Source organism: Shewanella sp. Pdp11 (assembly GCF_002838165.1).
Taxonomy (GTDB): domain Bacteria; phylum Pseudomonadota; class Gammaproteobacteria; order Enterobacterales; family Shewanellaceae; genus Shewanella; species Shewanella hafniensis.
On the sequence record NZ_CP015194.1, the window covers coordinates 3760297 to 3784022 of the forward strand.

Here is a 23726-nt window from a genome sequence, read left to right on the forward strand (position 1 = left end):
TTATTATATTTCGGTTGAGATCCCCAACGCGCACCTTCGGAAATGAGGCCAATAAGGTTTTTATAGGATGTGACTGGACTTGTCTAGTTTTGCGGGGAAATAAGCTAACTAAATTACCCTAGCCCCGCAAAAAGCATACAAAAAACTAACAAGCGCCAGATTAGCGCTTGTCTAAGGCGAGATCGGCGCCACGTAACATGGCATCGATTAACTCGTGGGCATCGAACTTAGTCAGTGCTTCATTCGCCCCAACTTGATGGGCCTGACTCACGCTAATTTCGCTGGATAAAGACGTATGCAAAATGATGTAGGCCTTGGCAGTCAGTGGATTATCACGCACTTCAAAAGCCAATTCGTAACCATCCAGTCCCGGCATCTCGATATCACTCACCAGAATATCTATCGGGTGATGTTCCAGTGCCGCTTGCTCCATCATGACTAGCGCTTCTTTACCGTCGGCGGTGACTCGATAAGGAATGTTAATCATATCAAGGGCGTCGGATAACTGCTTACGCGCCACCTTAGAATCATCCACCAATAAGATATTCATAGGTTTAAGTTTTTCACGTTGTACGTCGGTCAAAATAGCCCGATTCGTCTGTGGATCATCGGGGAAGATTTTCGACAATAACAGTTCAACGTCAAGTAACTGTACCAGTTGGTCCTCAAAACGTGTCACGCCCGTCAAATAGGCATTTTTCCCTAAACTAGACGAAGGAGCTTCAATATCACGCCAGTTACATTCAATAATCTTATCGATACCGCGCACCAAGAAACCAATGATCATCCGCTGACAATCCGTGATGATGATGTAGCACTTTTCCCGCTCTTCAGGGGCTATTGGCCGATAACCAATCGCCGCCGCCATATCTATGATAGGAATCGTATGACCACGGATAGTCGAAGCCCCTAGAATCGTCGGATGAGATTGGGGGATTTTGCTGAGACGTGTGTACGGCACCAGCTCACGCACTTTCAACGTGCCTAAGGCAAACACTTGCGTCTGTGATAACCGAAACAGTAGTAATCCCTGTGACTGACTTGCCTTACTTTTCATAATTAGATAGATAACTCACTAAAACCAACCTGCGGATAGCTTAACCTTAACACAGTAAAATTTTGATGACTAAGGTCAAACGAATGAAACTATTATGCCTATTAATGAATAGGTTCGGCCCTGAGACACCTACAAAAGGCTTAGTCTTGTAATGCGTACAAAACGTCAAAGGCGAATTGATCCCAGCCATCGGCAGTAAAGGCGATATCGCGAATACTGCGTACTTGGCTTACAGCGTGTAATGGCGCAGCACCATTGACCATTAAGTAATAGGCCATAATGAGACTGGTGCGATCCTTACCCGAGCGACAATGGATCACCACAGGTAAGCCATCGGCTTCACACTGTTGGATAAAAGCTAATGCCTTGGGCAATTGAGCGACACAAATCGCCACATCCCCATCTTGGGGCGGCACATTGCGCGAAAAGGGAATACATTCGTAACGTAAATCGAGCTTTTTAAAGGTGCTAGGCTCACAGCCTTCGCCCCCATTGACCGACAAAATAGCACCAATACCGGCCTCTTTAAGCGCCTGCAAATCCCAGGGATCTTTATTGGGACCACTGCGCCCTGCGACTTTACCTTCAACTAACCAGAATAAGTGTTGCATAAACCTTACCTACGACAAGTGAGATGACAAGGAACGCCAGAGATAAGCTAAGAATAGCTTGTTTCCAACGACTTAAGATTTTTTGCCCCAAAATTCAGCATTGGCAGCCGGCAACTGTTTACGCTTTTTTTTACCCATACCTTCGGGCTTGGCGACAGGTTTAGCTTGTTCTAACAGTTCGACTGGCATTTCATCATCGGCTTCAAAACCGACAATTTGCTCACGCACTAACTTAAGCTTGTTCTTTTTCTCTATCACGCCAAAGTGGTGATAATCCTCATGGGAAATCAAGGTCACAGCTAAGCCTGCTTCACCGGCGCGGCCACTACGGCCAATACGATGCATATAATCTGCAGGACTTCTGGGTAAATCAAAGTTAATCACCACGGGGAGTTTATCTATATCAATCCCACGCGCTGCGATATCGGTCGCAATTAACACGCTGATCTCACCGTTTTTAAAGCCATCGAGCACCCGCGTACGCGCGCCTTGGGCTTTATCACCATGGAAGACTTCGGCAGTGATCCCACGTTTAGATAACTTTTGCGCTAAATGATTACAGGTATTTTTGGCACTGACAAAAATCAACGCCTGTGACCACTGATGTTCTTTAATCAGATGCGCCAATAATGCGGTTTTCATCGGACGATTAACGGTAATAACCCGCTGATGAATCGTGCTTTCTTGTTCACTTTGCAATTGGTATTCAAGCGGATCATTCAGCAGTTTTGCCGTTAATTCGCGGACTTCTTCAGGGAATGTCGCTGAGAATAATAAGGTTTGTTTCTTGGCGGGCAAAGCGTCGAGCACTTGGGCTAATTCTTCTGTAAAACCAAGGCTTAACATGCGATCGGCTTCATCGAGGACTAAGGCGCTAACGCGGTTAAGTTTGATGGCGTTACTCGACAACAGATCTAACAAACGGCCCGGCGTTGCCACTAATACGTCGGCACCAGCGCGTAGGCTCTGCATTTGCGTATTGACTGACACACCGCCAAACGCAGCGACAATTTTCAGTTTGCCATTCAAATGCGAGGCATAGGACAGAAAGCTGTCAGCGACTTGCTGGGCTAATTCACGGGTGGGCACTAAGACCAAACAACGAACATAAGCGCCTGTCTTATCGTCTGTTTTTGCTTCAACAAGTTGCTGCAACAGCGGCACGGCAAAGGCTGCCGTTTTACCCGAGCCCGTATTGGCGCCGGCTAACACATCCCGCCCAACAAGCACAGCGGGGATCGTCGCTGCCTGTACTGGTGTGGGCGAAACATACGCTAATTCGGTTAGTCGATTTAGCAAAGGTGCAATAATGCCGAGTTGGGCAAAGCTTGCCGCAGAGGAAGAAGCCTGAGTCATAGAAAGTTTAACTGCTCACCAATATCTTAATAGGCGGCTATTCTAGCTTAAATATCGAGGCAGTGCTTGTCAGTTTCCAGCGTTAACAACTGCTGTTTCATCGCAAGCCCGTAGGCATAACCCGTTAACTTGCCATTTTTGCCTATCACTCTATGGCAAGGCACGATAATCGCGATGGGATTGGCACCATTGGCCGCGCCCACGGCGCGCACCGCCTTAGGCCGACCGATTTGCTCGGCAATCTGCCCATAACTACAGCTCTGGCCGTAATCTACATTGAGCAAGGCTTGCCATACGTCGCGCTGAAATTCAGTGCCCTTGGGCGCGAGCTTTAAATCAAATTCAACCCGCTCACCCGCAAAGTAATCCGCGAGCTGCGCCTGAGTTTCGCGAATATACGCCTTAGCTTGATTGAGGGCATCCTCACTCGCCTTGGCAAGCGCAATCTCAGTGCGATCCGAGCCGACAACCGTTAAATGGCTCAGTCCATAGGCATTGGCATTTAACTGCAATATTCCGGCAGGACTGATAAACGTATCCACGGCGCAGGGTTGATATTCTGCAATGCTTGGCGCTTGGCTCAATTGACGAATCGCATGTTTCATAATCTGTCTCTTTATTTGATCTTAATTTGGTTCTTAACTGAACTGCTTACTCATCTTTTAAACTGGCCATTCAACGTGAGACAGCTTAATGGTTATTGATGCCAAAGCTGAAAGGTTAAATAACTGCCCCATGGGGCAATTTGTTGGCTCAGCTGCTCGCACAATTGGGGATAGCTCACCGCTGCAGCGGCTGTTTCATCCAACCTATTGTTCTTGATATATAAGGCCAATAAATGCTTTTTAACAATCAAATCCGAATGCAAAAACACGTTTGGATCGCCCAAGCCACGAAGCTTGGCATACGCTATCGTCCAAGGACCAATGCCTTTAACGCTAAGCCAATCATCGACGCTCGCCTCAGGATGTTCGCAGATAAACACCGCGAGCGCATTGAGCGCTAATTTACGGGCGCCCGGCATTTTAAGCTCAGTTAAACCCGCCTCACGAATCGCCTCGGGTGTTGGGAATAATCGATACTCGCGGCCATTGAGACTAAAACGCTCCCCATAGGCTTCAACTAATATATTCAGTAACTTAGTTGCTTGCACGACCGTCACCTGTTGGCCTAAGATGGCGCGGCAAACCGCTTCAAATAAAGATCCAGCGCCAGGAATGCGCAGTCCCGAAAACGGCGTTAAACCTAAACTCGGTAGCGTACTTAAACCTTGTTCAATCTGCTGCATATCCGCATCGAGATCTAAAATGCGCCGCACCTCAGTGACCAGCAATTGCAGCTCATCAACGACAGAATCTTCGGTCAAAGCAATCGCAAGTTTGAAGCGATTCAGCTTAGGCTCATGGATAATGTGCACTGTGCCGCGCATCTTACCTAGGGCAAAACAGCGACCATATTCGAGCCCATTATCGCCAGCTTTGGCCTCATCTACCACGGACGCCTCATCGCCAACGACATCGCTCGCTTGTGGATGACTCATCTGCGGCGTGAACCATTCCATCCCTGTTACCGCACGTAAGCGATAAAACGCCAGCTGTGATGCCCAATCCAATGGCGGCCGATAATACTGATACAAGGTTAATCCATAGTGCGGCACACATTCACCCATACTATCAATCTCACTTAATCCTGTTAGTGGCTCAATCATGGACTCCTTTGCCGCTTTGGTTAATGCACTCTTTCTTAATTGAGTTGGCGTCAATTGTAAAGTTTGCTTAAATGCCTCATTGAAACGGCGAATACTGTTGAAACCCGCTGCCAGTGCGACTTGGGTGATAGGTAATTGGGTTTGATGTAGTAATTGCTTAGCGAATAGCAACTGCCGATATAAGGCATATTGTTTAGGCGAAGTGCCAAAACCTTCGGTAAAGAGCTTATTGAGATAACGACTGCTGATCCCTAATCGCTCAGCCAATTGTGTGACTGTCGAGGCAGGCTCTCCCGATGATTTCCCCGCTAAGGCGCCTGTTTCAATTAAACTAATGGCCCTCGCCAACGTAGTGCCTGTGCCTTTCCATGGATTTGAGCCTGGCGCACTGTCGGGCCGACAACGCAAACACGGGCGTAATCCCGCCTGTGCGGCTTTCACGACCGAATCAAAATAACGCACATTTTGCTCTTTTGGCGCGACGGCGGGACACACGGTACGGCAATAAATGCCCGTCGTTAATACGCCAACAAAAAACTTACCATCAAAACGCGGATCGCGGCTCATCCTCGCCTCACGGCAAATGGATGCAGAAAGTTGCCCCGAACTGGACTCCAATGAATGCACCGAGTCTATTTCATCACGCTTATTTGAACTCTTAGGCACTCTATCTGTACTCATTGTTGATCACGCCCGACAATATTCGCTCACAATTAATTTCTTGTTGATCACTTTACGTAAAACTAGCATGTAGCACTAGCGGAAAACGGAACTCAATCATTTCAATGCTTTTAGGGAATGAAATCCTATATGCTATACGCGACTATTTTTATCTCACCATAGAGCTAATTCATGTTTAAACGATTTGAATCTTGGGTGGAAGCCCTCCCCGATGATGAACCCACTAAGCCACCTACTGGGGTTTATGCTTTTTGCCGCCACTACACTAAAGGCTACGAACTGCCGCTGATCTTAATGTCAGTGCTGACCGCTATGCTGGCAATGCTTGAAGTGTCCCTGTTCGGATTTATGGGCCAATTAGTGGATTGGCTTGTGAAAAAAAATCCTGAAACCTTATTTCAAGACGAAGGCACAACATTGATGCTGATGGGAGGCATGGTGCTGATTGTGATGCCAATCTTGGTATTGCTGCATGCGCTTATCATGCATCAAACCTTGCTCGGCAATTATCCTATGTCGATCCGTTGGCTCGCCCACCGTTATTTGCTAAAGCAAAGTGTGTCATTTTATCAAGATGATTTTGCTGGCCGAATCGCCACCAAAGTCATGCAAACCTCCCTAGCCGTGCGTGAAACTGTGATGAAATTACTCGATGTATTGGTATACATTCTCGTGTATTTCACTTCTATGTTAGTGATGATCGCCAGCGCAGATCTGCGCTTAGTCATACCTATGCTCATCTGGCTTGCACTGTATGTTGGGCTGCAATGGTACTTTGTACCTAGGCTGAAAAGTGTCTCTACCGAACAAGCCGATGCGCGCTCGACCATGACAGGCCGTATTGTCGACAGTTATACCAACATCACCACAGTGAAACTATTTGCCCACACGCAAAAAGAAGCCGAATACGCCAAATCCAGTATGCGGATATTCTTAGACACGGTTTATCGCCAGATGCGCTTAGTAACGGGCATCAGTGTCAGCGTGCAAATTATCAACTATGTACTCGCATTCAGCATTGCCGCTGTATCGATAGCTCTGTGGACTGATAATGCAATCACGGTAGGCGCCATCGCCATTGCGGTCAGTTTAGCACTGCGCTTAAACGGCATGTCACAGTGGATCATGTGGGAAATCAGTTCGTTATTTGAAAATATCGGCACTGTCACCGATGGGATGAACACCTTATCGAAAACAACGATCATCCAAGATGAGCCAAACGCCAAGCCGTTGGTCGTCAATCAGGGTAAGATTGATTTCAACCAAGTGTGTTTCCATTATGGTGAGCAAACAGGGGTAATTGAAGATCTGAATCTGAATATTAAGGCAGGTGAAAAAGTTGGCTTAGTGGGACGTTCTGGTGCGGGTAAGTCGACCTTAGTGAATCTATTAATGCGCTTCTACGATGTCGAGAAAGGTCAGATTAATATTGACGATCAAGACATTAAAACAGTTATGCAGGATTCGCTACGCTCGCAAATCGGTATGGTAACCCAAGATACATCACTGTTGCACCGTACTATTCGCGAGAACATTCTTTACGGCAATCCAACGGCCAGCGAAGAACAGCTCGACAGTGCGATTAAACAAGCTCAAGCCTATGACTTTATTAAGGATCTAAGTGACCCTCACGGTAATCATGGTTTAGATGCCCAAGTGGGTGAACGTGGCGTAAAACTTTCTGGGGGCCAAAGACAGCGTATCGCCATCGCGCGGGTTTTATTAAAAAATGCGCCGATTTTGCTACTTGATGAAGCCACCTCAGCGCTTGATTCTGAAGTCGAAGCCGCCATTCAAGAAAGTTTATATGAGTTAATGCAAGGTAAAACAGTCATTGCAATCGCCCATCGACTTTCTACTATTGCCGCGATGGACAGGTTAATTGTATTAGATCAAGGCCGAGTCGTTGAGCAAGGCACGCACCAAGAACTGATTGACGCTGGCGGTATTTATGCCCAGCTTTGGGCCCACCAAACTGGTGGGTTCTTAGGTGTAGATTAAATTAAAAGTTAAATGACAAAGGCGACACTCTGTAATGAGAGTCGCCTTTTTTATCTCAAACTCAAATAAGTGTCCGCCTAATTCTGCCCTCTTCCCGCAAAGCTTCACTCTTATAATTGCCCTTATATTCATCGCAGCAATACGCTACACATCAATCACAATAGATGCAGTAAGCACAAATCACTTCAAGCTTCACTCGTTGAGCTGTTGAAAACATGAGATCAATCGCGTTTAAAGGTTCCAAGTATCACCATTAAGAGTGGCAGCATTCAAAGTGCCAACACGCTGAACAATCCGAAAGGTGAGTTTTAGCCATGGGCTAGCGCAAGGGTAAACAGGAAAACACTTCAATAATGCTTACCACACGATTGAACAGAATGACTTCACCACAGGAAGTAAGCCTCTCGAAACATTATTTATCTTAATGTGGATGGTTTGATTGATGGGTAAATTCGGCTTCGGCAAATAACTCGAGGCGTATGACTCGCAAATGAACTGGGGGTCTCGATTAAATACTAAAATTCAGATACAAAAAAACCACCTTGAGGTGGTTTATTGTCTTTAACCAAAGTTTCGATAAACCTTGATTAAAATTGGTATCCCCTAGGGGATTCGAACCCCTGTTACCGCCGTGAAAGGGCGGTGTCCTAGGCCTCTAGACGAAGGGGACCCGGACATATTAATTTGAACTTAATGTTCCCGTTTAACATCTACGGTGTCCTAGGCACGCTCTTCTAGAAAAACGAAGGGGACCTGGACATATTAATTTGAACTCACGTTCCTGCTTAACATCTGCAGTAAATTGGTGGAGCTACACGGGATCGAACCGTGGACCTCTTGCATGCCATGCAAGCGCTCTCCCAGCTGAGCTATAGCCCCAAATCTTTGTCGATACAGCTGACTTTATCAGTCGCACACTAACAGAAATTTAGATTTTGTTCATACCGAACAACTCGCTAGTTGTTCGCCAGGAACCAATATTTGGTATCCCCTAGGGGATTCGAACCCCTGTTACCGCCGTGAAAGGGCGGTGTCCTAGGCCTCTAGACGAAGGGGACCCGGACTTATGATTTAACTCGTAACCGAGCTTTGTAACACATTCACTCCAGTATGCTAGGAAGTAAATGCTTTGTTCTTACCAAACAACTCGTTAGTTATTCGACAGGAAGCAATATTTGGTATCCCCTAGGGGATTCGAACCCCTGTTACCGCCGTGAAAGGGCGGTGTCCTAGGCCTCTAGACGAAGGGGACCCGGACTTATGATTTAACTCGTAACCGAGCTTTGTAACACATTCACTTCAGCAGGCTAGGAAGTAAAAGCTTTGTTCTTACCAAACAACTCGTTAGTTATTCGACAGGAACCAATATTTGGTATCCCCTAGGGGATTCGAACCCCTGTTACCGCCGTGAAAGGGCGGTGTCCTAGGCCTCTAGACGAAGGGGACCCGGACTTATGATTTAACTCGTAACCGAGCTTTGTAACACATTCACTTCAGTAGGCTAGGAAGTAAATGCTTTGTTCTTACCAAACAACTCGTTAGTTATTCGACAGGAACCAATATTTGGTATCCCCTAGGGGATTCGAACCCCTGTTACCGCCGTGAAAGGGCGGTGTCCTAGGCCTCTAGACGAAGGGGACCCGGACATATTAATTTGAACTTAAAGTTCCCGTTTAACATTTACGGTATCCTAGGCACTCTCTTCTAAAAAACGAAGGGGACCCGGACTTATGATTTAACTCGTAACCGAGCTTTGTAACACATTCACTTCAGTAGGCTAGGAAGTAAATGCTTTGTTCTTACCAAACAACTCGTTAGTTATTCGACAGGAACCAATATTTGGTATCCCCTAGGGGATTCGAACCCCTGTTACCGCCGTGAAAGGGCGGTGTCCTAGGCCTCTAGACGAAGGGGACCCGGACATATTAATTTGAACTTAAAGTTCCCGTTTAACATCTACGGTATCCTAGGCACTCTCTTCTAAAAAACGAAGGGGACCCGGACTTATGATTTAGCTCGTAACCGAGCTTTGTAACACATTCACTTCAGTAGGCTAGGAAGTAAATGCTTTTTTCTTACCAAACAACTCGTTAGTTATTCGACAGGAACCACTCTCTATAAAAATAGATGGTATCCCCTAGGGGATTCGAACCCCTGTTACCGCCGTGAAAGGGCGGTGTCCTAGGCCTCTAGACGAAGGGGACCCCGGACATATTAATTCGAACTTACGTTCCTGCTTAACATCTGCAGTAAGTTTGGTGGAGCTACACGGGATCGAACCGTGGACCTCTTGCATGCCATGCAAGCGCTCTCCCAGCTGAGCTATAACCCCAAAACTTATCAAGCTACATTTAAGTGCACTACAAGCATTTGCTCGTCTGTGTCTCAACTGCGTGGCGCATTCTATGCAGCGCACCTAAAAGTGTCAACTCGTTTTTTAGGAATTTATTCTATCTGCTACAAATTCAATCGCTTTGGATATTCTTTGCTCAGAACGGCTTCTTCCGATTAAAAATAATGTGATATCAAGGCCTGGTGACTGCCCTGCCCCTGTTACAGCGACACGTAGAGGCATACCAACTTTACCCATACCCACATCTAATTCAGTTGCAGTATCTTCAATCGCCTGATGGATAGCTTCTACTGTCCACTCAGTTAATGCGGCTAATTTCTGTTGAACCAGTTGTAATGGCTCTAACGCAACTCCACGTAAATGCTTTTTCGCTTGGGCTTCATCAAACTCAGCAAAGTCTTCATAGAAGTAACGGCTAGAAGCGGCTAGCTCTTTTAGTGTCTTAGCGCGTTCGGCTAATGCCGTAACCACTTCCGCTAATGCTGGGCCGTTTGACATATCAATTTTTTGATCGTCCATGTGCCATTGTAAGTGTGTCGCCACATATTCTGGAGCAAGACTCTTAATATAGTGTTGGTTCAACCACACCAGTTTATCGGTATTAAAGGCTGAAGCGGCTTTATTGATATCACCGAGTTTAAAGTATTGCTTCATTTCTTCTAATGAGAAGATTTCTTGATCGCCATGTGACCAACCTAAACGTACTAGGTAATTCAATAGTGCTTCTGGCAAATAACCATCGTCACGGTACTGCATTACGCTCACTGCGCCATGACGCTTAGATAATTTCGCACCGTCATCACCGAGAATCATAGAAACATGAGCATATTCAGGGATCGGCGCCCCTAATGCTTTAAGGATATTGATTTGACGTGGCGTATTGTTGATATGATCTTCACCACGAACCACACAGGTAATTCCCATATCCCAATCGTCAACAACCACACAGAAGTTATAGGTTGGCACACCATCGGTACGGGCGATGATCAAGTCATCTAACGCATCGTTAGAAAATTCAATACGGCCACGAACATGGTCATCAAATACCACTGAACCGCCAATAGGATTTTTGAAGCGCACAACAAATGGCTCATCAGTATCACGAGCTGGCAAGTCACGGCAGCAACCATCATACTTTTGTGCTTCACCGTTGGCGGCTTGTGCTTCTCTTAACGCATCAATACGTTCACGTGAGCAATAGCATTTATATGCAGTGCCCTTTGCTAACATTTGAGCAATGATTTCGTTATAACGGTCAAAACGCTTAGTTTGGTAGTACGGGCCCTCGTCCCATGTCAAACCTAACCAGTTCATACCTTCTAAAATCGCATCGCAGGCGGCTTGAGTCGAACGCTCAATATCAGTGTCTTCAATACGTAATACAAACTCACCGTTATTGGCACGGGCTTGTAACCAAGAATAAAGTGCAGTACGGGCACCACCAACATGCAAGAAACCAGTAGGACTAGGGGCAAAACGCGTCTTAGTTGTCATAATGGGACACTAACCTATATAAAGTCGTCTAGATAAAGACAATCACGATAAAAAAGTGGGCTTATTCTAACAGTCAAAGCAGGCGCTGCAAATGGGACAAGCTCTGCAGTATCACTTATCTGATAAAATCGTGACGCTAAATCCCCTCCTTATATAGAGAAGCCTATATAAAGGTACACATATTAAAGTGCTGCCACAGCCATCACCCGCAAACCTGTGCCTATTTATCTTGGCTAAGGCGCATGATTGAGTTTCTCAAGGTTTAGATACTGGCCTTACTTTTTGCCCCTATCATTTACCTTCAGCTATAAATTATGTGTTTGTTGAGCAACACCGCGATCAACCGCACCTCTAAGATTCAAATCATTGCGAGTCACTCCGCCCAGTCATTTTGTCATTTAAATGCTCACAAGTGACATACAGCCGGCTATCGCGACATCCCAAACACCCAAATTGCACGCATTGATTGGCGAATAAACTAACACTTTGATCGGCTGCGTGATTAGCATTAAGCCAATGCGAACAAAAATAGCGCGACCAATGCTTTTTTCACTAAAAAGCGTTGACACTAGATCGAACCTCCCTATAATACGGCTCCACACAGCGAGGTCGATTAGCTCAGCTGGGAGAGCACCTCCCTTACAAGGAGGGGGTCACTGGTTCGAGCCCAGTATCGACCACCATTATTTTTATAGATATATTGTTTTTAAACATAATTTGTAAAAAATATTGGCTGTACAATCGAGTTATATCCCAGGTCGCTTAGCTCAGCTGGGAGAGCACCTCCCTTACAAGGAGGGGGTCACTGGTTCGAGCCCAGTAGCGACCACCATATAACTTAATGTACCTCATTGTGTGAAAGTCATTCCCAGGTCGCTTAGCTCAGCTGGGAGAGCACCTCCCTTACAAGGAGGGGGTCACTGGTTCGAGCCCAGTAGCGACCACCATTCTTCACTGAATAATGACTTAAAAATTGTGTCATATCAGAATTCCCAGGTCGCTTAGCTCAGCTGGGAGAGCACCTCCCTTACAAGGAGGGGGTCACTGGTTCGAGCCCAGTAGCGACCACCATTCTTCAGTGAATAATGACTTAAAAAATGTGTAACATCAGAATTCCCAGGTCGCTTAGCTCAGCTGGGAGAGCACCTCCCTTACAAGGAGGGGGTCACTGGTTCGAGCCCAGTAGCGACCACCATATTCTGCAATACACAAGTTATATCCCAGGTCGCTTAGCTCAGCTGGGAGAGCACCTCCCTTACAAGGAGGGGGTCACTGGTTCGAGCCCAGTAGCGACCACCATATTCTGTAATACATAAGTTATATCCCAGGTCGCTTAGCTCAGCTGGGAGAGCACCTCCCTTACAAGGAGGGGGTCACTGGTTCGAGCCCAGTAGCGACCACCATATTCTGCAATACACAAGTTACATCCCAGGTCGCTTAGCTCAGCTGGGAGAGCACCTCCCTTACAAGGAGGGGGTCACTGGTTCGAGCCCAGTAGCGACCACCATATTTATCCCCCCAATAAACTTTACCAACACGCTGACTCAACTATGCTTGATCTCAATCAGCGAGTGCTAAATTTTACTATTTCGCCTTTTATAATCCGTAAAATACCGAGCTCTATCGACACTCAGCCTGATTTCATTCTGCTTTTAGCATTGTTTGGAGATCAACATTATGGCCAGCGTCAGTCAATCCGCTTCTCTTGCCAATATTGCCGCTTATTTAAAGCATACCCATGCTTGCGATGAGCAAACGGCACTCAAGGAAGCCAGGGAAGTCATGCATAATCTCGTCAGTATGCGCCAAAAGGGCTTTATTACCGGTTGGTACTTTGACGAACAAGGCCACTTAGAGTTGTTGCCTAGCGATGCGATCCTAAAACGTATCCTTTTAGATGATGATTAACTGCACCAACTGCCCCTTTGTCTTGATTGACGACAAACGCCATCGACTTGACCGCAATTAACCACACAATCAGCCTACACTGCTTATCCCAAAATAATCCATCACGCATTTTCAGCGTAGCGCATACTTTTGCGGCATTTTTTGATCTCAAAATAACTAAGTTTGTTTAATAAACCTGCACCGCCAAGGGTTATCTATTTGAGGCAGATCCGCACCATGGGTGGGTTTCCACCCAAATAGAAAATCACTGTGAGCGAGATCTCACCCACAAAACTAAAAGTGTGACAAACATCAAATGAACTACACTTTAGTAACCAAACACTTACAGAAGTCAGTGTAAGTTGGCGTGGTATTTGCCTTTAGTAAGACAGACCTCAGGGAAATCAAGGCTGTATTCCTACTCAAACTTGGTAACAAACTAACCAAGACTGAGGACAAATCCTAACAACAGAAAAAGGAACTCAAGATGACATTGAATCAACAAACTGGATTGACCCGTCCACTCAAAACCTTAGTCAAAATGCTCGCCGTTGCCTCCGTGTTCGCAACCAGCTTTAACGTATTTGCAGAACCTATTGAAATTAAGTTTTCGCACGTTGTGGCAGAAAATACGCCTAAAGGCCAAATGGCACTTAAATTTAAAGAACTCGTTGAACAACGTTTACCGGGTGAATACAAGGTCAGTGTATTTCCTAACTCACAGTTATTTGGGGATAACAACGAGTTAGCGGCACTACTATTAAACGACGTGCAATTTGTTGCGCCGTCACTCTCAAAATTTGAACGTTACACTAAACGCCTACAAGTATTCGATTTACCTTTCCTCTTCAATGATATGGATGCGGTAAACCGTTTCCAACAAGGTGAAGCAGGTCAAACACTGCTGAACTCTATGACCCGTAAAGGGATTGTCGGTCTAGGTTATTTACACAATGGCCTGAAACAGTTCTCAGCTAACACGCCACTTAAAAATCCTTCTGATGCAAACGGCTTGAAGTTCCGCGTAATGGCGTCTGATGTGCTGGCTGCTCAGTTTGATGCTGTCGGTGCTATCCCAGTGAAAAAACCCTTCTCTGAAGTATTTACCCTGCTGCAAACCCGCGCTATCGATGGTCAAGAAAATACGTGGTCAAATACTTACTCACAAAAGTTTTATGAAGTGCAAAGCCAAATCACTGAAAGTAACCACGGTGTGCTCGACTATATGGTCGTGACCTCTGACACTTTCTGGAAAGGCTTACCCGCTGACAAACGTAAGATCATCAAAGAAGCTTTAGATGAATCTATCGCATTAGGTAATAAAATTGCCGCTGAGAAAGATAACCAAGACAAACAGTTAATCCTAGATTCTAAACGTTCACAGTTAGTGACTTTAACGCCTGCTGAACGTCAAAAATGGGTCGATGTGATGAAACCAGTTTGGGCTAAGTTTGAAGATCAAATCGGTAAAGATGTGATTGAAGCTGCTGTAGCTGCAAATAAATAATAATGATGATAGCCGCTTAACCTCAACCGAGGTTAAGCGGCCATTTCAGCGAGGGGATTATGGCTGTGATATCGCGAATATTTGGTTATTTTGAAGAAGGTGTGCTCAATTTATTGATCACTCTGATGACGTTGTTAGTGTTTTCAGAAGTCGTCGCACGATTCTTCTTCAATACGGGTTTTCTGTGGATCCAAGAACTCACACTGACCTTTTGCGGTTGGTTTGTGTTGTTTGGTATGTCTTATGGGGTAAAAGTTGGCGCGCACATTGGTGTCGATGCCTTCGTTAAAAACTTAGCGCCTCGGGCCAAAAAGATAACGTCCCTCGTTACCGCCTTTGTCTGTATCGTCTATTGCGGACTGTTTTTAAAAGGCAGTTGGGATTACTTAAGCCAGATGTATCAAATTGGTGTGCCTATGGAAGATATTCATTTCCCCCAATTTCTATTACATATTTTCAACCTAGATTTTCTAAAATCTTTTGCGGATACATATAAAGACGTGCTTGGACAAGATCTATTAACTCCATTACAAAACATCGACCCAGACTTTGCTTGGAACACCTTAAGGATTGATGTTGAAGATGGCGCGGTACCAATTTGGTTATCCCAGAGCATCTTGATCATTGGTTTTTCGATGTTAACTTGGCGATTCGCCGAACTCTTTATTGCCATCCTACGTGACCAAGTCACTGGCTTCCAATTTGCCGATGAAGCGAAAGAAAGTATGCATTTAATCGATGAAAGCGTTAAAAACGCCAATGAAGAATCCGTCTCTGACGAAAAGGAGACTAAATAATGGCGATCGCAACCCTATTTACCGCCCTATTAGTATGTATGTTTCTCGGTATGCCTATCGCTATCGCGTTAGGTTTTTCCAGCATGCTCACCATTTTGTTTTTCTCGAATGACTCCTTAGCCTCAGTTGCACTCAAACTGTATGAGTCTTCATCGGAGCATTACACTCTACTCGCTATCCCCTTCTTTATTCTGTCATCCGCCTTCCTCTCAACCGGTGGCGTCGCGAGACGGATTATCGATTTTGCCATGGACAGTATTGGACATGTCCGTGGTGGATTAGCGATGGCATCTGTTATGGCCTGTATGCTGTTTGCGGCGGTTTCAGGCTCATCACCCGCAACCGTAGCGGCGATTGGTTCAATCGTGATTGTGGGCATGGTTAAAGCGGGTTATCCCGAGAAGTTTGCGGCGGGGGTTATCACGACCTCAGGCACACTTGGTATTTTGATCCCACCGTCCATTGTGATGTTGGTGTATGCGGCAGCGACCGAAGTGTCCGCAGCAAGAATGTTTATGGCAGGTTTAATCCCAGGCTTAATGATGGGATTCATACTGATGATCGTTATCTACATCGTCGCCCGCTTTAAGAACCTGCCTTCGCGTCCTTTTCCAGGCTTTAAACAACTAGGGATTTCAAGCGCTAAAGCTTTGGGTGGATTAGCACTCATCCTTATCGTACTCGGCTCTATCTATGGCGGCGTTGCGAGCCCGACTGAAGCTTCGGCTGTGGCTTGTATGTATGCGTACTTTATTGCGGTATTTGGTTACCGTGACATTGGACCATTAAAAGAGGTGGCTTGGCGCAATCAAGGTGAAAGCTTACCTAAAGCCGCCGCACGTAACTTAGGTCACATGTTCCTAGGGCTAATTAAAACGCCTATCGACAAAGACATACGTAACGTAGTGCGTGATGGTGCTAAGGTCAGTATCATGTTGCTGTTTATCATAGCTAACGCTATGTTGTTCGCGCATGTATTAACCACTGAGCGTATTCCACATATTATCGCTGAGCATATCGTTAACATGGGTTTACCCGCTTGGGGCTTCCTGATCATCGTTAACTTACTGCTGCTTGCTGCTGGTAACTTTATGGAGCCATCGGCAATTGTACTGATTATGGCGCCGATCCTCTTCCCTATCGCGACTCACTTAGGCATAGATCCTATTCACTTAGGTATCATCATGGTGGTAAACATGGAGATAGGTATGCTCACGCCGCCGGTGGGGCTCAACCTCTTTGTTACCGCGGGGATCACGGGTAAGAGTATTGGCTGGGTCATTCAATCGGTTCTGCCTTGGTTACTGCTGATGTTAGCCTTCTTAACCTTGATCACTTACGTGCCACAGATTTCGCTCTTCTTACCAGAATGGTTGGATTCGATGCGTGGTTATTAATCTGCAATTCAAGGTTGTGAGATTACCCCTTGATTACAGTTAGTTTTTAAGCGAGCCTAGTCAGGCTCGCTTTGTTTTATGATGCACAATCTCAGTGATTGATACCGTCGCTTTATCAGGATAGCCACCATGTTGCCCATGACGCCTAAGGCCAAGAAACGCCTCTTTCTCACTGTAGTGTTACTTGCAGGCCTATTTGCAACGCTCAAACTGACCTATTGGGTGCATTTGCATCAAGGTAAAATAGAGATCCAAGCGCAATCGGAGAAACAACTAAAAGAATTAGTCAGCTTTCTCGATGGTGCATTATCGCGCTACGAAAGCATTCCCCACGTGCTCTCGACGAACCCTATGCTCGCCAATGTACTCAACGACCAACAAAACCCCGATAAGATCCAAGAACTTAATTTATATCTCGAAGAAATACAGCATGTCACTGAGGCGTCCGATATTTATCTGATTGATGCCTTAGGGATCGCGATTGCCGCCAGTAACTGGCAACAGAGTTTCTCCTTTATTGGCAAGGATTATTCCTTTAGACCCTATTACACCGATGCTATTTCGGGCAATTTAGGCCGTTATTATGCCGTGGGTACCAGCTCAGATAAGCGTGGGTTTTACTTTTCTTACCCTATTTATCAGCAAGGCGGTAAAGGCATACTCGGCGCTATCATAGTCAAAGTGGACATTAGCGGTATCGAGCAGCAAAGCACGAGCATTGCCATTGCGGGTCAATACCAATTCCTTATCAGCGACCCTGAAGACATTGTTTTTATCTCTAGCGTCGATGAGTGGCGGTTAAAGTCACTCACTCCACTTACCCAAGCCAAACAATATGCGCTTAATGCATCAAAGCGTTACGCGGAACGCCCCATAGGTGAACTGTTGATGAAACCACCCTATGAGAGTGGCAGCCAAGCCATGATCTACCAATTGCAAACGGGCAGAGATCATGAGCAATACATGGATAATCATCAGTTAATGGCCAAAGCTGGCTGGCGGGTGCACATCTTAGCGCCCATCAAACCCTTGATGTCGTCTTTACCTGCACTAATGTTACTGTCAGCCAGTATTTATCTGTTGCTGGCACTCAGCATCTTATTTAGCGCCGAGCGTCGCCGCAACCTACAGCGCATGCAGCTGGCACAAAGCCTGTTAGAACAGCGAGTCGAAGAACGGACTCAGGACTTGCAGCAGGCGAACCATCAGCTGAAAGACACTCAGGATGAACTCATCCAAGCTGCAAAACTCACAGTGATCGGCAGTTTATCCGCCAGCATTAACCATGAGCTTAATCAGCCGCTTGCGGCACTGCGCAGCTACGCCCAAAATACTCAAACCTTTCTAGCCCGTAATATGCAAGATAAGGCACTGGATAATATCAAGATTATTATTGAACTAACCGATAGATTGGCCGATATTGTCGGCCAATTTAAAAGTTTTACTCGCAAGAGCCAAGGCACGGATAGCGCCACCGATATTGGCCGCTGTATCAAACAAGCGTTGACCATAGTTCAGCCCGCAATAGACAAGCAAGGCGTTGAACTCGATGTGCAGTTACCCAATGGCAACTATCAGGTTTGGGGCGATAAAGTCCGATTACAGCAAGTGTTTGTCAATATCATGAGCAACGCCATTGTCGCTATGCAACAATCGGTTAAACGCAGCTTGGTCATCCGCGTGACCAGTGAAGATAAGTTCTGCATCAGCATCCAAGATTCAGGCCCAGGTGTGCGCGAAAGCCAAATGGAAAAAATATTCGAACCTTATTTTACCACTAACGAGCGACACGGATTAGGCCTGGGCTTATCGATTTCACAGCGTATTATCGAATCCATGCAAGGCCAAATTAACGTTGCCAATGCCGAAGAGGGTGGCGCCATTTTCCAGATTATTTTACCTATTTATTTGCTTGAGGAACGTTAGTCTTATGAGTGTGCCCAATTCCATCCAAGATTATTCTGTTCTCATCATCGACGATGAGCCGCACATAGGCACAGTTCTCGTTCAGCTATTTGAACTTGAGGGCATTAAGGCACTCGCCACCACAGAGCCTAAAGGGATCGCTAAGCACCTGCATAAAGATTGGGCGGGAATGGTGATATCGGATGTCAACATGCCGCAATTAGATGGCATCAGCTTAATGCAACAAATCCGGCTGCAGGACCCCGACCTCCCCGTTGTGCTATTGACAGGTTTTGGGGATATCGCCATGGCAGTTAATGCCCTGAAGCAAGGCGCCTACGACTTTCTCGAAAAGCCCTTTAATAACGAGCATATACTCGATGTGGTCAAGCGCGCCTTAGATAAACGCAGCCTGACCTTAGAGAACCGTAAGCTTAAAAAGGATCTCGAAAGTCAGAGCGTACCAGGCCCTCGCATTTTGGGTAACAGTGTCGGCATCAACCGCATGCGCCACATCATAGATCAAGTGATAGATACCCCAGCTGATGTGTTAATCGAAGGTGAAACAGGCACAGGTAAAGAACTCGTCGCCCGTTATTTACACGATCATAGCAGCCGCAGCCAAGCCAACTTTGTCGCCATCAACTGTGGGGCGATTCCCGAGAATCTGATTGAAAGTGAACTCTTTGGCGCCGAAGCGGGTGCCTTTACCGGCGTCGATAAGATGCGTATTGGCAAATTTGAATACGCCAACGGCGGTACGTTATTCTTAGATGAGATTGAAAGTACGCCACTGTCGCTGCAAGTAAAACTGCTGCGAGTGCTTGAAGATCGAAAAGTTGAACGCTTAGGGTCAAACAAAAGCATCAGCCTTGATATACGGGTGATTGCCGCCACTAAGGTGGATTTAAAAAGCCTATGTGACACGGGGGAATTTCGCCAAGACTTGTTGTATCGCTTAAATCTGGTGACTGTGCCTATCCCTCCCCTGCGGGATCGCCGTGAAGACATTCCTTTACTGTTCCTGCACTTTGCCCGCGTCGCATCGGCACGCTATCACAAAGCGCTTATTGCCTTAAATGCCGAGCAAAACGCCATACTCACCTCCCACGACTGGCCGGGCAATGTGCGTGAGTTACGTAATCTCGCCGAACGCTTTGTACTGCTGGGCGGAGAAGCTGCCTTTGCTGGCACTTTGGGCAACACCCCAAGCCTGCACTCGAGTATGTCCTTACTACAAAGGGTAGAGTTTTTTGAGCGGGTACTGATTGAAGAAGCGCTTAGCCACAACAAGGGCAGCATTAAGCAAACAATGGAGCAGTTGGAACTGCCCCGTAAAACCCTCTACGACAAAATGCGTAAATATGATTTAGACCGCAAGCAGTACATTAACTCCGATGACTAGCTCATTTCGATGACAAGAGAGTGCGAACCCAGCTTGAGCTGGGTTCGCTATCACAGCATAAAAATGAGTCTGAATCATCTATTACGCCGACGTTTTATTACTTGAATGTATAAAATAAAGTGCAATTCCCAAACAGATCACGGCGGCGATTCGACTTGTAGAAAAGTGAATCGTTTCATTGCCAAACCAGCCAAAATTATCAATCAACATACTCATTAGTAGTTGTCCAAAAATAACCGCAACGGTTGCGACAGCTGTACCTATCCGCTGAACGGCTAACACCATGATAACGATATAAGGCACGCCACACATTGCACCTAATAACTGCCATTTAGGCACATCCAACAATGTCACTGCTTGAGGTGGTTCAAAATAAAAAATCAACAATCCAGTGATCAAGGCTCCAGTCGAAAAAGTTAAAAATGCACTGCGAAACACCCCCACTTTACTCCCCAGTTGTCCATTTATCGCCGCTTGCATGCTCAAGGTAGCACCGCCAATCACAGCCAACATAATCATAATCAATGTCATAACTCGCCCTTAACTTTGCGCCATCAGCACTAATGCTACGACGATAAATAGCAGTGCCACAATACGTTTGGTATCAATTCGTCTATGCGCTGTACCAAATAAACCGTAGTGGTCAATCAGCAAACTCTTCGCAACTTGGCCCGCTAAAATACCGATCATTGTCATAGCAATCCCAATTGCTGGTGTCGCGATCGTGAGTATCACCACATAAATAGGGCCCAGCACGCCGCCCGTTAATGTCCAAGAGGGTTGCGCGAAAAATGAGGGACTATTTCGAGGACTGAAAAACAGCATCAAGATAAAGGTGAGTGCTGCGCCGACACCGAAAATGCTAAAGGTTGCCCATAACTCCCCGACTTCAGCACCTAAAGGTCCTAGGAGGCCCGCTTCAACGGATAATCCCGCCCCTCCTAGCACAACAAAGAAAATCATTAAAAACTGCATACATAAGCTCCTGTGATTATGGGCAGCAAGAGTACCCTAGTCGATAAAACCAATAAATGAGACAATGCAGGAAACACCTGTGCAGAATTTGCAAAAATGAATGATATAAACTCAATCAATATGCGAGCGTTAAAGTTTTTTATCGGCGTTTATGACAGCAAAAGCTATTCTGTTGTGGCTCGAAAGGAAGGGGTCTCTCCCTCGATGATTTCCAGAGTCATCAGCCAACTAGAAGATTCTCTGGGACAGCAGCTGTTTTATCGAAATACCAGGGCAATAATACCCACGGAATCGGGCAGGATTTTCATTGAATATGCGCGTTCCATGGCAGATCAACTGAATGAAGTCCGCAATGAATTATTAGATAGGACGATAGAACCTAAGGGATTGATCAGAATTAATGCCCCGGTTTTTTTCGGGCAGCGACATATTGCGCCTTGGTTAGCGGGGTTTTTAAGGCGATATCCGCAGGTACAAGTGGAGCTCACACAAACAGACGATTATATCGATCCGCATGTTAGTGCCGCCGATATTATCTTTCGTATTGGCACTTTGGTTGATTCATCACTCCACTCAAGAATACTGGGAAGCCAAACCTATCATCTTGCGGCGTCCAAAGCGTATATAGCACTGCATGGCATGCCCACTGAACCCGCCGATCTCAAAAACTATCAATGCTTAGTCTATAGCGGATCTTCGGGTCAAAATCGCTGGTTTTTTAACAAGAACAAGACGACATGGCTGCATCAGCCTATCACCCCAATCCTCACCTCAAATAATGCGGAAACATTACTCATAGCCGCATTAAATGATATGGGAATCGTCCTCTTTCCTGACTGGTTAATCGGTGACTCTCTTAAAAATGGACAACTTATTTCATTGCTCACGGACTGCGAATCAGCGATAAAAATTGATCAGCATTACATTACTGCCATTTATCCAAATTCTCGCACTCCCTCATTGAATGTCCGCGCTGTGATTGACTACTTTCTTGAGGTGTATGGCAGTCCGCCCTACTGGAAATATCAAGGTTAGTGAATCGCTGTACTTAAGCTGCAACAAATACATTAAATCGGGCACTTAATAGGTGAGCTTAAATATCAACCATAAGACTCAAGGCATGAAACTCAGCCCCACATTCCGCATAACGAGTATGATTTGCAGGTTTGAGCCAGCTTATCAAACGACCCACACCAAAAACGAAGGCCAACAGTTGATGTTGGCCTTTATTCATTTGATTTAATCAATTGATATAATAGCTTAGCGATTTTTTTCTTTTATTGCTTTAACAACAATAGCCCTGTCAAAGCCTATGCAAGCGCACGAACGTCATTGGTTTGATGGTAATGTAAACGGGTGATGGCCAAGGCAATCAAGGCCAGTAAGGTTAACGACCCCATAACCACACCGCGCCACTGCGCCTCATGCCAGAACATCATCAAATAAGGGCCGCCAATCGCCGCACCTAAGTAGTAACAGCATAAATACAGTGATGTCGCCTTAGCCCGATCGCGACTGGCGCGCATCGCGACAAAGGAATTACAGCAACTGTGGGTGAGGAAGAAGCCACAGGCCGTCATCAAAAAACCTAAGCTAATGGTTAAAGTGGTATCAAACAGGGTCAGTAAACTGCCGAGCAACATCACGCACCAAGACCACTGATATAACTTATGTTGGCCAAATTTGGCGAGCCATTTAGCGGTGAAATACGACGCAATAGTGCCGCTGGAATAACACAGAAAAATCAAGGTTGCTTGAAAGCGACTCCATTGATAGGGCGCCGCCATCAAATGCAGCTGAATAAAACTAAATTGATTCACCATCATCATAAAGGTTAAGCCGCCAATCGCGTAAACCAAGCGCATTTGTGCATCGGTTAGATGATGGCTAAAGCCATGAAGATCTTGGGCTAAACGGGCGCGTTTTGATAAAGAGGGCTCAGTTTTACTCTTTGACATGGCCTGCGCATCGGCAAGTGAAGGCAGCAAATAGTTCACTAAAGCCACGCCCGCTAAGGTGACTAAAAACAGCAGCCACATGGATTCTTGCCAAGATAAAAACTGCGACATAACGCCGCCGAGTAAACGGCCAACAATGCCACCAATGCTATTCGCCATAATGTAAATGCCTGCGGCTTTGAGCATAGTGCTCGGTGACAACTGCTCCTTAAAGTACGCCATCGCAATTGCTGGCACGGCAGCGAGTAACGCACCTTGCAGCAATCGCACTAGCACTAACCCGTTAAAGTCAGGTGCCCAAATCAACAATAAGTTAGATAACGCCAACAACCACAGGCTGACAATGATCGGCGTGTGTCGACCGATACGATCTGACAGTACCGCATACAAGAGCAATGAAAAGGCCAAGGAAAAACTGGTTACTGACAGGATTAACGTCGCTTTAGACCCTGATACCGCAAAATGCTCCGCAATTAGCGGCAGCATGCCTTGCATCAGATACAAGTTGATATACACCACCACAGAGGCAACACATAGCGCCCACATCAGTCGGGTATCACGCTGTTTATGATCAATCATAGTATCTAACACGGCTTGCACAGGAGCCTCGACAAAGCATCACTCATAGGATAGA

General features: G+C 46.0%; 18 protein-coding genes and 17 tRNA genes. 16 read left to right on the plus strand and 19 right to left on the minus strand.

Annotation, left to right across the window (positions count from 1 at the left end; all coding sequences use genetic code 11):
• Positions 1-160: 160 nt before the first annotated feature.
• From AYJ58_RS16585 to AYJ58_RS16605, 5 genes are all read right to left on the minus strand, one after another.
• Positions 161-1057 carry a chemotaxis protein CheV gene (locus AYJ58_RS16585; protein ID WP_106650974.1) on the minus strand — a complete coding sequence of 299 codons (897 nt, stop codon included), beginning with the start codon at positions 1055-1057 and terminating at the stop codon, positions 161-163.
• A gap of 140 nt (positions 1058-1197) precedes the next feature.
• Positions 1198-1668 carry a phosphatase domain-containing protein gene (locus AYJ58_RS16590; protein ID WP_006082288.1) on the minus strand — a complete coding sequence of 157 codons (471 nt, stop codon included), beginning with the start codon at positions 1666-1668 and terminating at the stop codon, positions 1198-1200.
• Between the two features lie 72 nt (positions 1669-1740).
• A complete protein-coding gene (locus tag AYJ58_RS16595) occupies positions 1741-3024 on the minus strand; it encodes a DEAD/DEAH box helicase (protein ID WP_106650975.1) in 1284 nt (427 codons plus the stop codon).
• A gap of 47 nt (positions 3025-3071) precedes the next feature.
• Positions 3072-3629, minus strand: a complete 558-nt coding sequence (locus AYJ58_RS16600; RefSeq protein ID WP_106650976.1) for a methylated-DNA--[protein]-cysteine S-methyltransferase — start codon at positions 3627-3629, stop codon at positions 3072-3074.
• A gap of 92 nt (positions 3630-3721) precedes the next feature.
• A complete protein-coding gene (locus tag AYJ58_RS16605; RefSeq protein WP_106650977.1) occupies positions 3722-5413 on the minus strand; it encodes a DNA-3-methyladenine glycosylase 2 family protein in 1692 nt (563 codons plus the stop codon).
• A gap of 171 nt (positions 5414-5584) precedes the next feature.
• Between AYJ58_RS16605 and AYJ58_RS16610 the strand changes: the two genes are divergently transcribed.
• Positions 5585-7414 carry an ABC transporter ATP-binding protein gene (locus AYJ58_RS16610; protein ID WP_106650978.1) on the plus strand — a complete coding sequence of 610 codons (1830 nt, stop codon included), beginning with the start codon at positions 5585-5587 and terminating at the stop codon, positions 7412-7414.
• Between the two features lie 594 nt (positions 7415-8008).
• On the opposite strand, the gene AYJ58_RS16615 is transcribed toward AYJ58_RS16610, so the two are convergent.
• The 10 genes from AYJ58_RS16615 to gltX form a co-directional block, all read right to left on the minus strand.
• Positions 8009-8084, minus strand: a tRNA-Glu gene (locus tag AYJ58_RS16615).
• 133 nt (positions 8085-8217) lie between these two features.
• A tRNA-Ala gene (locus AYJ58_RS16620) sits at positions 8218-8293 on the minus strand.
• A gap of 103 nt (positions 8294-8396) precedes the next feature.
• Positions 8397-8472 (minus strand) — tRNA-Glu (locus tag AYJ58_RS16625).
• A 118-nt stretch (positions 8473-8590) separates the two neighbouring features.
• Positions 8591-8666 (minus strand) — tRNA-Glu (locus tag AYJ58_RS16630).
• A 118-nt stretch (positions 8667-8784) separates the two neighbouring features.
• Positions 8785-8860, minus strand: a tRNA-Glu gene (locus AYJ58_RS16635).
• A gap of 118 nt (positions 8861-8978) precedes the next feature.
• Positions 8979-9054: transfer RNA gene (locus AYJ58_RS16640), tRNA-Glu, on the minus strand.
• A gap of 200 nt (positions 9055-9254) precedes the next feature.
• Positions 9255-9330: transfer RNA gene (locus AYJ58_RS16645), tRNA-Glu, on the minus strand.
• A 212-nt stretch (positions 9331-9542) separates the two neighbouring features.
• A tRNA-Glu gene (locus AYJ58_RS16650) sits at positions 9543-9618 on the minus strand.
• Between the two features lie 52 nt (positions 9619-9670).
• A tRNA-Ala gene (locus tag AYJ58_RS16655) sits at positions 9671-9746 on the minus strand.
• A 105-nt stretch (positions 9747-9851) separates the two neighbouring features.
• Positions 9852-11261 carry a glutamate--tRNA ligase gene (gene gltX / locus AYJ58_RS16660; protein WP_106650979.1) on the minus strand — a complete coding sequence of 470 codons (1410 nt, stop codon included), beginning with the start codon at positions 11259-11261 and terminating at the stop codon, positions 9852-9854.
• Between the two features lie 607 nt (positions 11262-11868).
• Between gltX and AYJ58_RS16665 the strand changes: the two genes are divergently transcribed.
• The 14 genes from AYJ58_RS16665 to AYJ58_RS16730 all read left to right on the plus strand — a co-directional run bounded on the left by AYJ58_RS16665 (position 11869) and on the right by AYJ58_RS16730 (position 20159).
• Positions 11869-11944 (plus strand) — tRNA-Val (locus tag AYJ58_RS16665).
• A 73-nt stretch (positions 11945-12017) separates the two neighbouring features.
• Positions 12018-12093, plus strand: a tRNA-Val gene (locus tag AYJ58_RS16670).
• Positions 12094-12132: 39 nt separating this feature from the next.
• Positions 12133-12208: transfer RNA gene (locus AYJ58_RS16675), tRNA-Val, on the plus strand.
• A 48-nt stretch (positions 12209-12256) separates the two neighbouring features.
• Positions 12257-12332 (plus strand) — tRNA-Val (locus AYJ58_RS16680).
• 48 nt (positions 12333-12380) lie between these two features.
• Positions 12381-12456: transfer RNA gene (locus AYJ58_RS16685), tRNA-Val, on the plus strand.
• Between the two features lie 28 nt (positions 12457-12484).
• Positions 12485-12560: transfer RNA gene (locus AYJ58_RS16690), tRNA-Val, on the plus strand.
• A 28-nt stretch (positions 12561-12588) separates the two neighbouring features.
• Positions 12589-12664: transfer RNA gene (locus AYJ58_RS16695), tRNA-Val, on the plus strand.
• 28 nt (positions 12665-12692) lie between these two features.
• A tRNA-Val gene (locus AYJ58_RS16700) sits at positions 12693-12768 on the plus strand.
• 170 nt (positions 12769-12938) lie between these two features.
• Complete coding sequence (locus tag AYJ58_RS16705; RefSeq protein WP_006082294.1) at positions 12939-13169, plus strand: hypothetical protein; 231 nt, start codon at positions 12939-12941, stop codon at positions 13167-13169.
• Between the two features lie 466 nt (positions 13170-13635).
• Positions 13636-14655, plus strand: a complete 1020-nt coding sequence (locus tag AYJ58_RS16710; protein WP_071939600.1) for a TRAP transporter substrate-binding protein — start codon at positions 13636-13638, stop codon at positions 14653-14655.
• A 59-nt stretch (positions 14656-14714) separates the two neighbouring features.
• Complete coding sequence (locus AYJ58_RS16715) at positions 14715-15452, plus strand: TRAP transporter small permease (protein ID WP_198555495.1); 738 nt, start codon at positions 14715-14717, stop codon at positions 15450-15452.
• The gene (locus tag AYJ58_RS16720) at positions 15452-16849 is read left to right on the plus strand and encodes a TRAP transporter large permease (protein WP_006082297.1); all 1398 of its coding nucleotides are present in this window, start codon (positions 15452-15454) and stop codon (positions 16847-16849) included. Before AYJ58_RS16715 ends, AYJ58_RS16720 begins: the two co-directional genes overlap by 1 nt.
• A 129-nt stretch (positions 16850-16978) precedes the next feature.
• Entirely contained in the window at positions 16979-18775 is a 1797-nt protein-coding gene (locus tag AYJ58_RS16725) for a sensor histidine kinase (protein WP_106650980.1), read from the plus strand.
• A gap of 4 nt (positions 18776-18779) precedes the next feature.
• Positions 18780-20159, plus strand: a complete 1380-nt coding sequence (locus AYJ58_RS16730) for a sigma-54-dependent transcriptional regulator (protein ID WP_006082299.1) — start codon at positions 18780-18782, stop codon at positions 20157-20159.
• Positions 20160-20240: 81 nt separating this feature from the next.
• Here AYJ58_RS16730 and AYJ58_RS16735 read toward each other — a convergent pair whose 3' ends face one another.
• Both AYJ58_RS16735 and AYJ58_RS16740 read right to left on the minus strand, forming a co-directional pair.
• On the minus strand, positions 20241-20690 hold the full coding sequence (locus AYJ58_RS16735) for a DMT family transporter (RefSeq protein WP_106650981.1): 450 nt from the start codon (positions 20688-20690) through the stop codon (positions 20241-20243).
• Positions 20691-20699: 9 nt separating this feature from the next.
• Entirely contained in the window at positions 20700-21134 is a 435-nt protein-coding gene (locus AYJ58_RS16740) for a DMT family transporter (RefSeq protein ID WP_106650982.1), read from the minus strand.
• Between the two features lie 96 nt (positions 21135-21230).
• On the opposite strand from AYJ58_RS16740, the gene AYJ58_RS16745 reads away from it, so the two are divergent.
• A complete protein-coding gene (locus AYJ58_RS16745) occupies positions 21231-22169 on the plus strand; it encodes a LysR family transcriptional regulator (RefSeq protein WP_106650983.1) in 939 nt (312 codons plus the stop codon).
• 58 nt (positions 22170-22227) lie between these two features.
• Here the strand turns inward: AYJ58_RS16745 and AYJ58_RS21880 are convergent, their stop codons facing one another.
• Positions 22228-22368: a hypothetical protein gene (locus AYJ58_RS21880; RefSeq protein ID WP_157825782.1), complete on the minus strand. Its 141-nt coding sequence runs from the start codon at positions 22366-22368 to the stop codon at positions 22228-22230.
• Positions 22369-22444: 76 nt separating this feature from the next.
• Positions 22445-23692, minus strand: a complete 1248-nt coding sequence (locus tag AYJ58_RS16750) for an MFS transporter (protein WP_106650984.1) — start codon at positions 23690-23692, stop codon at positions 22445-22447.
• Positions 23693-23726: the final 34 nt, after the last annotated feature.